General features: G+C 66.7%; 11 protein-coding genes and 2 pseudogenes. 3 read left to right on the top strand and 10 right to left on the bottom strand.

Features of this window, described 5'->3' with window-relative positions; all coding sequences use genetic code 11:
* Positions 1 to 76: 76 nt before the first annotated feature.
* The 9 genes from ACIHCM_RS37370 to ACIHCM_RS37330 form a co-directional block, all read right to left on the bottom strand.
* A complete protein-coding gene (locus ACIHCM_RS37370; RefSeq protein WP_399906483.1) occupies positions 77 to 364 on the bottom strand; it encodes a hypothetical protein in 288 nt (95 codons plus the stop codon).
* A gap of 67 nt (positions 365 to 431) precedes the next feature.
* Positions 432 to 1,085 carry a hypothetical protein gene (locus tag ACIHCM_RS37365; protein ID WP_399906480.1) on the bottom strand — a complete coding sequence of 218 codons (654 nt, stop codon included), beginning with the start codon at positions 1,083 to 1,085 and terminating at the stop codon, positions 432 to 434.
* Positions 1,054 to 1,596: a hypothetical protein gene (locus ACIHCM_RS37360; protein ID WP_399906478.1), complete on the bottom strand. Its 543-nt coding sequence runs from the start codon at positions 1,594 to 1,596 to the stop codon at positions 1,054 to 1,056. Before ACIHCM_RS37360 ends, ACIHCM_RS37365 begins: the two co-directional genes overlap by 32 nt.
* Positions 1,597 to 2,185: 589 nt before the next feature.
* Entirely contained in the window at positions 2,186 to 2,620 is a 435-nt protein-coding gene (locus ACIHCM_RS37355; RefSeq protein WP_399906475.1) for a hypothetical protein, read from the bottom strand.
* Between the two features lie 189 nt (positions 2,621 to 2,809).
* The gene (locus tag ACIHCM_RS37350; protein WP_399906472.1) at positions 2,810 to 3,709 is read right to left on the bottom strand and encodes a hypothetical protein; all 900 of its coding nucleotides are present in this window, start codon (positions 3,707 to 3,709) and stop codon (positions 2,810 to 2,812) included.
* The gene (locus tag ACIHCM_RS37345) at positions 3,706 to 4,062 is read right to left on the bottom strand and encodes a hypothetical protein (RefSeq protein ID WP_399906469.1); all 357 of its coding nucleotides are present in this window, start codon (positions 4,060 to 4,062) and stop codon (positions 3,706 to 3,708) included. Before ACIHCM_RS37345 ends, ACIHCM_RS37350 begins: the two co-directional genes overlap by 4 nt.
* Positions 4,047 to 4,913: a YwqG family protein gene (locus ACIHCM_RS37340; RefSeq protein ID WP_399906465.1), complete on the bottom strand. Its 867-nt coding sequence runs from the start codon at positions 4,911 to 4,913 to the stop codon at positions 4,047 to 4,049. The genes ACIHCM_RS37345 and ACIHCM_RS37340 overlap by 16 nt, the downstream gene beginning before the upstream one ends.
* Positions 4,914 to 4,979: 66 nt before the next feature.
* Positions 4,980 to 5,426, bottom strand: a complete 447-nt coding sequence (locus ACIHCM_RS37335) for a DUF4265 domain-containing protein (RefSeq protein ID WP_399906486.1) — start codon at positions 5,424 to 5,426, stop codon at positions 4,980 to 4,982.
* Positions 5,427 to 5,464: 38 nt separating this feature from the next.
* Positions 5,465 to 5,659: a DUF6461 domain-containing protein gene (locus ACIHCM_RS37330; protein ID WP_399906461.1), complete on the bottom strand. Its 195-nt coding sequence runs from the start codon at positions 5,657 to 5,659 to the stop codon at positions 5,465 to 5,467.
* 212 nt (positions 5,660 to 5,871) lie between these two features.
* Here ACIHCM_RS37330 and ACIHCM_RS37325 point away from each other — a divergent pair.
* The 3 genes and pseudogenes from ACIHCM_RS37325 to ACIHCM_RS37315 all read left to right on the top strand — a co-directional run bounded on the left by ACIHCM_RS37325 (position 5,872) and on the right by ACIHCM_RS37315 (position 7,567).
* A pseudogene (locus tag ACIHCM_RS37325) lies at positions 5,872 to 6,289 on the top strand (DUF4259 domain-containing protein).
* A gap of 42 nt (positions 6,290 to 6,331) precedes the next feature.
* A complete protein-coding gene (locus ACIHCM_RS37320) occupies positions 6,332 to 6,745 on the top strand; it encodes a hypothetical protein (RefSeq protein WP_399906458.1) in 414 nt (137 codons plus the stop codon).
* A 60-nt stretch (positions 6,746 to 6,805) separates the two neighbouring features.
* On the top strand, positions 6,806 to 7,567 hold the full coding sequence (locus tag ACIHCM_RS37315; RefSeq protein WP_399906454.1) for a DUF4253 domain-containing protein: 762 nt from the start codon (positions 6,806 to 6,808) through the stop codon (positions 7,565 to 7,567).
* 90 nt (positions 7,568 to 7,657) lie between these two features.
* On the opposite strand, the pseudogene ACIHCM_RS37310 reads toward ACIHCM_RS37315, so the two are convergent.
* Positions 7,658 to 7,783: pseudogene (locus ACIHCM_RS37310) on the bottom strand (IS5/IS1182 family transposase); the annotation flags it as partial.
* Between the last annotated feature and the right edge of the window lie 182 nt (positions 7,784 to 7,965).

Here is a 7,965-nt window from a genome sequence, read left to right as displayed (position 1 = left end):
GCTGGACCGGCATCTGCACCAGCTGCCAGCAACCCCTCCCCACCAGAGCCCGTACGACAACAAGATCGAGACAGACCTAACGGAGTCCTATTAGGCTGCCGGTCCGTTCGTAGAGCCAGGTCTCCAGGATGTCCAGGTTGCCGATGGTGACCATCACGGCGACCAGGAGCGCCTGGGCGACCTGCCCCGGAGCCCGGCGGTGCAAAGGCTCTCCGATGTTCAGTTCGGCGCCCTTGAGGCGGCCGTTGAGTCCCTCGTTGTGCGAGCGGATCGGCTTGTAGATCCGTTCCCAGACCAGGCTGAGGTAGTGGCTGTCCTGCCGGAACTTGGCAGTCTTCAGATCTCCGGCGGCGTCCGCGGGCACGCTGATGGCGGATGCGCCGCAGACAGCAGGCAGTTCGTCCTTATGCGGAGGGTCGATCCACTCGCTGTCAGGGAGTTGGACGGTGGGGCGGGCAGCTGGGTGGCTGGCGCGGGATCGTCGATCCGCAAGCCGGACCACGGTCTGTGGTGGGCCCGCGGAGCTCGGTCGCGCTGCGCGGAGGCGTTCTCGGCGAGGGCAGTTCACCGAGGGGGATGGGCCGGCCGCCGGGCACTGCAGGCGTACGGTTCCTCGGGCGTCGGCGTTCTGTGAGCTTGAGGAAGTAGGGCAGCCGCTCGGCGACCACCGGCTTCAGTTCATCGAGCCGTCGGCGGAAGGTCTTGTCGTCCATCCCCGCAGTGGCCTGGGCCAGGGAGTTGGGGATGTGGGGGCAGGCGAGGGAGCCGTCGATCAGCACGGCTCCTTGCCTGCCGCCCTGGATGCCGCGGTCCACCGCCTTGTAGTCCAGTGCGAGGCGGTAGCCAAGTCGGCGTGCGGGAACCTGGAAGTTTTCCGGCGAGCAGCCGGTGTAGGCGCGGTCTGCGGCACAGGTGCCCGTCGGCAGCCGGAGCTCGGCGAGCTGCTCCAGTACGGCGACCGCGTTTTCGCCTGTGCGGACAGTCGGCGTGTCCAGAGTGAGGCCGAGGCAGAACTGTGGGTAGAAGGGCGCTCGGCGACCCTTCGCGGCTTCCTCACTCGTGCGGGAGTGAGCGGCGACGAGCAAGGTCGCGCTGTAGCCGAGACGCCCTTGTCGGAGCCGCCGCGGAAAGCCAGCCGGCGGTGATCTCGACGGAGGCCGTACCCGAGCGGTCGCTGTCCGGGTCGGCCAGAACCGGGATCGAGGTGGCATCCACTCCCACGTCACCGGCCCAGTGCCGCAGGTACCCACGCTGCTGCGCCAGTCGGACGGGAACCAAGTCGAGATCGTTCGCCATTCGCTGAAGCCGGTTCGCAGCTTCCGGCCCGGCGGTCTCGTCCCAGAGCGCGGAGTGGACATCGGCGTCTGCCTGGACCAGCCGTCGGCGCCAGTCGCAGCGGGCCGGATCGAGCAGCGTTGTGATCCGGTCCAACCCTCGGTAGAGACGGCGGCTGGCCGCTATGCATGCGCGTGCCGTCTCCGGAGGCGCCTCCGGAACGTCCAGCCAGGCACGGGCGGCGGGCTGAAGCCGGAAGTGCAGGATCCGCCAGGCGTCGGAGACCGTGGCCCTACCCGTGTAGTAGACCGCGAGCATCAAGCCCGCCAACACCGTCCGGGGCCGCACCCCGGCAGGCCCCGCAGCATGTCCTCCAACTGTTGGGGGAGGCCAGAGCGGTCGAGCACGGTCAGCAGCTGACCGACCTTGGAGTCAGGGATCTCGATGAGCCTCACCGGCCGCAGCCGTGGCCGTGCATGCCGGGCGGCCAGTTGGTCGGCCTCAGGACGCGCCCTCATGAGCGGTGTCCGCGTAGCAGGCGGATCACCTCAGTCCTGGGCAGCGGGGGTACCCAGCGGTGGTACGGAGCCAATCCGGCTGGAGAAGTCATGCCAGCAGCCGCGGCGACAGCCTCTGGGTTGATGCCCTCGGACAGTCGCCCGACGATCTGCCTGTATCCCGACAACCGCCGCGTCCGCCCCACCGGCCGCATGATCTTCTACCACCTCGGCGAACTCACCCGGCCTATTTGGCCGTTCCCGGATCACGATGCACCCGGGGCGGAAAGGCCGTGTTTTGATTGGTTTGGATCGTTCTGTCGTGGGCCGGCCCTGCGACAGTGCGCCGCCGGCTCCGATGTCAACAGGCAGGCCATCGCTGACCTGCTCGCGGGTCGCTGCTGGCCCGACGTCTAGAGCGGCGTGGCGAGGAAGTTCTCCAGACGGGCGACGGTGGCTGACCGCCCAGCGCTCAAGAGGATCCGCTCGACTGTCTCCATGAGTTCCCCGGACTGCGACCTGCGGGGCTGGCTGTCGCTACGTCGCCGACCTGCAGCGGGTTTCCGCCGAGGCGGCCCGTCGCCGGACGGCGGATCGGCCGAGGTGTCCTGCGAGGCTCCATCGGCCTCGCCAGTGGGCGGTGGGCCATCCGCGAGGATCTCGGTGAGTGCAGCGCTCAACTGATCGCGGGCGGTAGTGAACCTTTCGGCATCAGTCCGGAGAGCTGTGAGTTCGGCCTCGAGCACGTCGATCCGAGCCAGCACCCGCTCTACTTTGCCCGAGTAGAATTCGACGGCAGTCCGCAATGCGGGAGCCGCCACCGTCTCCTCCGCATCTGCGAAGCCCATCCAGCCCTCCCCACCCCTTCCGCACGAAACTGCAACGGCAGTCATCGTAGGGAACGCCAGCCATGCCAGACAGCCAAAATAGGCAACCACGTCTGGCAGTTGGAAAGCCATGGCGCCCTCGGGGATGAGCTTGCACCCTTGACCTGAGCAGTAGCCTCTGCCAGCCGCAACAGTGAACGACGTCAACAATTACGACAGATCACGCTCCGCCTGCGTTGTACTCGACGCCACGTCTTCCATGACGAGATCGGGGAGGACAGACAGTGCAAGACTCCGAGACTCGACGTGTGGGCTGGCGGCCTTCTCCGCGATGCGCGGCATCCAGGAGCACAGCCGGTCCAGGGTCGACTTCAGATGCTCTCGCTCCCCACTGAGGAGAGCCGCGATGAGAGCCACGACATCGGCGCGGCCCGTGCCCTCCGGGGCCGGCAGCTCGGCCAACCGCGCAGGTAGGCGCTGGTCATGCCCATCGCACACGGCTACGAGGGCAGCGAGAGCGAACCGGACGGTGTCGCTCTCATCTCCCCACCGGGACAGCAGCCGCGGTAGCTCCTTGCTGATGGCCCGCCGTGTCAGGTACTCAGCGGCCGACTCCTGCCACACATCGCCGAGAGCAGCTGTACGGTCGGCCAGTGAGACGGCTGCAGATGGCCCCGAAACTGCGAGTCGCAACACGTCATCAAGAAGCATCAACCGGCTGCCGACGGCGATGCTGTCGTCACAGACCAGCTCGGCAAGGAACGGGACCGCCTCGACGGTAGCGTCGGTGCACGTCCCCTGATGGGCCACCGCGTTCGAGAGATCGCCGAGGAACTCGCCCGTCGTCTCATACGGCTCACCGAAGGCGAACTCTTCGTCGAGCAGCCATGCCGCGACCTCCGGAGCGTTCTCGACCCCTCCGTAGATCCGCTCCGCAGTAGCCACCATGGCCTGGACCACCCCCGTGGGTTCACCGAGGCCGCCGTGGTTCCACGAGGGACCAGCCGGAGGCCTGACGGGTTCCTCAGACAAGGGGTCGGGAAGGGCCACCTCGGCGCCGGCCTGGTCATGAACCAGACCGTCCCGCGTGAAGCCCCCTTCGAGGGTCACCGCATGCCCCTCGCTGCACCCCTGTTGAAAACCATCATGGGCACGAGCCGCGGGGCCACCCGAATTCGCTCACTGCGCAAGAAGGGCTCAAGAGCCATGCGCTCGTACCCGTTGTAGACGGCCAGAGAGAAGACTTGCCACCACCCCTCCAGCTCCGGTTCCATCGACGGCTTTCCGTACCAGAAGCTCGACGGAACGAACCGGAAGTGATCGTGGGCGCGCACTGCCGTCAGACGGTGCCCCATCCCGGAAAGCTCGGTCGCAGCGGCGCGGGCAGCATCCTCACTCGGCAGGCTCATCATGTACTGGACTCCCCAGGCGGGAGGTGCGGCGGTCATCAGCTGCACTGCCACGTGAACATCGCCCGCTCAAAGCGCCGCTCGGCCAGGTCCCCCGGACGGATCAGCCAGTACAGCGCTCCGGCATCGCCCCACATCATGTCCGCAAGGTCCTCGCTGTCGAACTGGGCCAGAAGCACCCAGCCGCCCGCCTCCTCGGACAGCCGCGGGTCGTCCCAGGACACCTCGCCGTCCAGGACCGCCTCCGCGACCTCGATCTCCACCGGGTTCTGCACCGAGTGAGCATGGCCGCCGATCTGGTGCCCCACCTCGTCGTCGAACTCCCACAGGGCGTCGAGGAACTCCTGAGAGCAGACCGGGTGGTCGTACCGGTTCCCGAGCGGGGCACCTGCAGCGAAGGCGTCCCGAATGCGCGGATGCCAGGGCTCGGCCGCCGTCATCTCCAGCCTCGCGGTCAGCGGCACCACCGGGTACGGCTCGACTCCGGCAGGCGTCCCACGTTCCGCGATCTCCTCATCAGCCGCCACATAAAGCACACGGGCGCCCGCCCAGCTCTCCCGGTCCTCGGCCAGAACGAGAGCTTCACCGTCGTCCAACTGCCCGTCGAAGTAGAAGAACAGCAGCGTCCCCGCCTTGGGCAGATCGATGTCCAGCGCAGCCGACGGCAGACCGGCACAATCGATCGAGGCGATGAAGGAAAGCGGACCATGCCCATCCCACACCGGCCACTCCGAGGCAGCCGGCAAGGCTGGAAGGCCACCGAGCCGACCCACCACGTCGTCGGAGCCAGTCGCTACCTCAAGACGCACGCCAGGGCGAAGCAGACCGATCCACGTCTCAGCATCCTCGGGCGACAGATGCTGCAAGGCAAGGGAGCGAAGGGCATCCCGGGAACCATGTGTCATGCGCCCGATCATCCACGGCGCCACTGACAAAGACCTCGGCGGCCCTCCCACAGCACGCACAGCCAGTCAGTCCGCGGCCGTGGACCTCCAGGCAGCAGTGACGCATCCTTCCTCCCAGTGCCACCAGCCCTCCGCCGCACCGTGTTCCAAAAGCTTGCGGATCCGCGGCAGGTCCGCCTCAGGCGGGACATCCAGCGCCACCATCCGGAACTGCTCGATGCCCTCGCCCGTCGTGCCGAGCTTGTGGAAGATCTCCATAACGCTCTGCCGGGCAGCGGCCGAGCCGGCGTCCTTCAACACGATCAGCCGGATCGTGCAGTTCTGAGACGGACGGACCGTCTCCCCAGCCCAAAAAAGTCCGTCGCCATCGCGCTCCACCTTGACGATGTCTCCGCTGGCGATTCCACGTACGAACCAGGGCGTGTTGTCCAACCGCACTGTGCCGTCACCAAGGTCCACTGCCCACAGGCTCTCGACACTCGCCGGCGGCCAGCCGTCCTCACCTATGTCCATCCGGAAGTGGACCTTCACGTGGGCGTCCCTGATGTTTGTCACCGCGCCATCATCCACACCGCATTCACAGGGCAGGATCGGGGAGGGGGTGCGATGGGCGCTTCCGGCCGTCCCTCGAGCCGGGACACCACCTCAGCAGGCGAGAGGCCCAGCACCAGGGTGAAGCAGTACGCCTCGGCGATGTCTGGGAAGTCGTCTTCGAACCACGCGTAGTCCGCTCCGGTCTTCGTCATGCCGTCCATCCTGGTTCGGGTCACTGACACCGGAGGGGCCTTGGCGCCGCCGGCGGGGATCGGAAGGGACATCCGCCGGTTCAGGAAGCGCTCTTCCTCTCCGCCTGAGGCATCACCGGACGGGCTCGCGGACATCCCTTGGACTGCGCGGCTGCTGTCAGTGGCCTCTGTCAGGATGCCTCGGTCAAGACCAAGATTGATCTGGAGAGACCATGGGCACTTGGGACGTCGGCCCGTTCGATAACGACACCGCCGCGGACTTCTGTGGCGACCTTGATGAGGCAGCCGTATTCGAACGTGAGGGCATCGTCCGCGGCATTCTCACCCGTGTGATCGACACCGCGGGCTATCTGGAAGCACCCGAGTCTGAGCAAGCCGTTGCTGCGGCCGCCCTCGTTGCCGCGCAATGCCCTGGCGGTGAGCCTGCCGATCGCGTTTATGGTCCGGAAGAGCCCCTTCCTGATCTCACCGGCCTGCGCCCTTCAGGCCCTTGAGCGCGTCGTGACCGACCCATCCGAGCTGATGCACCTATGGGCGGAATCGGATGGCGGCCCCTGGCGCGTGAAAGTCCGCCGCCTGCAGAACGTGCTACTGCCGCAGCCGCTCGGAGAACAGCTCAGCCTTATCTGACCGCACCGCAACCACTACGTGATTTCTATCCGGAAGGCCGCCATGAGCTGGGATGTGCTTCTCCTCCGCCTCCCCGACAACGTGACCTCGGTCCATGAGATCCCAGGCGATCACGCCTCGTCCCCGCTCGGCCGCCTCCACGACGTGCTCGCGGCCGTTGCCAAGGCCGTCCCGGACGCCGATCTCTCGGACCCGACCTGGGGAGAGCTGCTCGGACCCACCTGGTCCATGGAACTCAACATCGGCGACGAGGACCCTGTGGACTCGATCATGTTGCACATCCGGGGCTCCGGCGACGACGTGCTCGCGCCCGTCTTCCGGCTTGCCGAAACTCTGGGCTGCAAGGTTCTCGACTGTGCCGAAGGCGACTTGATCACTGCCGGGCAGACGTCGGGCTGGCAGGCGTTCCAGCAGTTCCGCGACCGCGTGTCCGGTCCCGCCGAGCCGCAGCACTAGCATCCACCCGTGCACCCTGAACCCCGACTGAGCCTTAAGGCCCCACTCCCGCCCGGACGGATGATCACATCCGATGAAGGCGATGGAGACGTGCAGCCCCTGTGGCTCAGCGACCGGCCGGCCACGGCCGGACTGTGGGCCCGGATACATGCCGAGCACACTCGCTCCGGCCTGTGGCCGCTGCTGCTTGACGCGCTGGATCCGGACGATGATGAGTTCCGGCCGTGGGGATCGGGCGAGCTCATGCCCGAGCGGATGTTTTCTCCGGCGAGCCACGACCCGGCTGGTCTTCTCGAGGAGTGGTGGGCGACGTACACCGCCGTCGATGAAGACGACGACATGCTCTCCGCCAAGAAGCGCCTTGCCGTTACGGCTCCCTTCGGGCAGGACTGGCCCGGCATCGCGCCCGCTCGGTCGGCCGCGACCGACCCCGACGAACTGGCAGCCGAGTACGCTCAAGCGTTTCTCACCGACCGTACGCAGTCCCGGCTGGGACTGGTCGCGGCCGCATCCGGCTCCGAGGCCCTCGCGGTTGCAGGCTGGTGCGGCCCTCTCAACTACGACAACGAAACCGCCAAGTTCTCTGCAGTCGTCCGAGACTGGGAGCACCGATTCGGCGTCCGAGTTGTCGCGGTTGGCTTCTCCACTCTGCACCTCAGCGTCGCCGCGCCGCCGATGAACGAGGAAGACGCCCTCCTGGTCGCGGCGGAGCACTTCGCCTTCTGCCCGGATAACGTCTGGCAGGGCAGCCGACCGTACACGCTGACCGCGTACGCCGAGCGGATCACCGGAGCCCACAGCTGGGACTTCTGGTGGGACTGATCCGTCCCCACCTGGGAAACGATCACTCGCACCGTGGGAAGCGACCTTCAAGCGCTTCGTGAGCCGCTGGTCAGCGGTACTCGTGAACACCCCTCGGTGGACCACATCTGCTCCATAGCGCCGCAGCGTGGTCAGTAACTTGCCGAAGTTGCGCGGGCTCAGCCCCGTGGATGGGGTTATCCAGAACGGCTCCGATGCCGTGATCACACTCGCCACTTCATGATCATCACTCAGGCTGGCTCCATGTCGAGAAAGTCCCATAGTTACGCTGATCAGGGCAGTCCACAGTGCGCAAGACCGGAGTGAGGGGCCCCGAAGATCCCGGACAGGGACCCAATAGGGTTGTCCTGTAAGGAATCGAGGGAAGCAGCAAGTGGCACGTCCAAGTCCGTACTCGC

Origin of the sequence: Streptomyces sp. NPDC052023 (assembly GCF_044548465.1) — a bacterium.
GTDB lineage: Bacteria > Actinomycetota > Actinomycetes > Streptomycetales > Streptomycetaceae > Streptomyces.
The sequence above is the reverse complement of the archived record's forward strand: the minus strand, read 5'-3'. Positions and strand labels throughout refer to the sequence as shown.

Coding starts and splice junctions, on each gene's coding strand:
- ACIHCM_RS37330 (WP_399906461.1), bottom strand. CDS start 5,659: ATGACGAAGACCGGAGCGGACTACGCGTGGTTCGAAGACGACTTCCCA.
- ACIHCM_RS37340 (WP_399906465.1), bottom strand. CDS start 4,913: ATGACACATGGTTCCCGGGATGCCCTTCGCTCCCTTGCCTTGCAGCAT.
- ACIHCM_RS37355 (WP_399906475.1), bottom strand. CDS start 2,620: ATGGGCTTCGCAGATGCGGAGGAGACGGTGGCGGCTCCCGCATTGCGG.
- ACIHCM_RS37315 (WP_399906454.1), top strand. CDS start 6,806: ATGATCACATCCGATGAAGGCGATGGAGACGTGCAGCCCCTGTGGCTC.
- ACIHCM_RS37320 (WP_399906458.1), top strand. CDS start 6,332: ATGAGCTGGGATGTGCTTCTCCTCCGCCTCCCCGACAACGTGACCTCG.
- ACIHCM_RS37335 (WP_399906486.1), bottom strand. CDS start 5,426: ATGGACATAGGTGAGGACGGCTGGCCGCCGGCGAGTGTCGAGAGCCTG.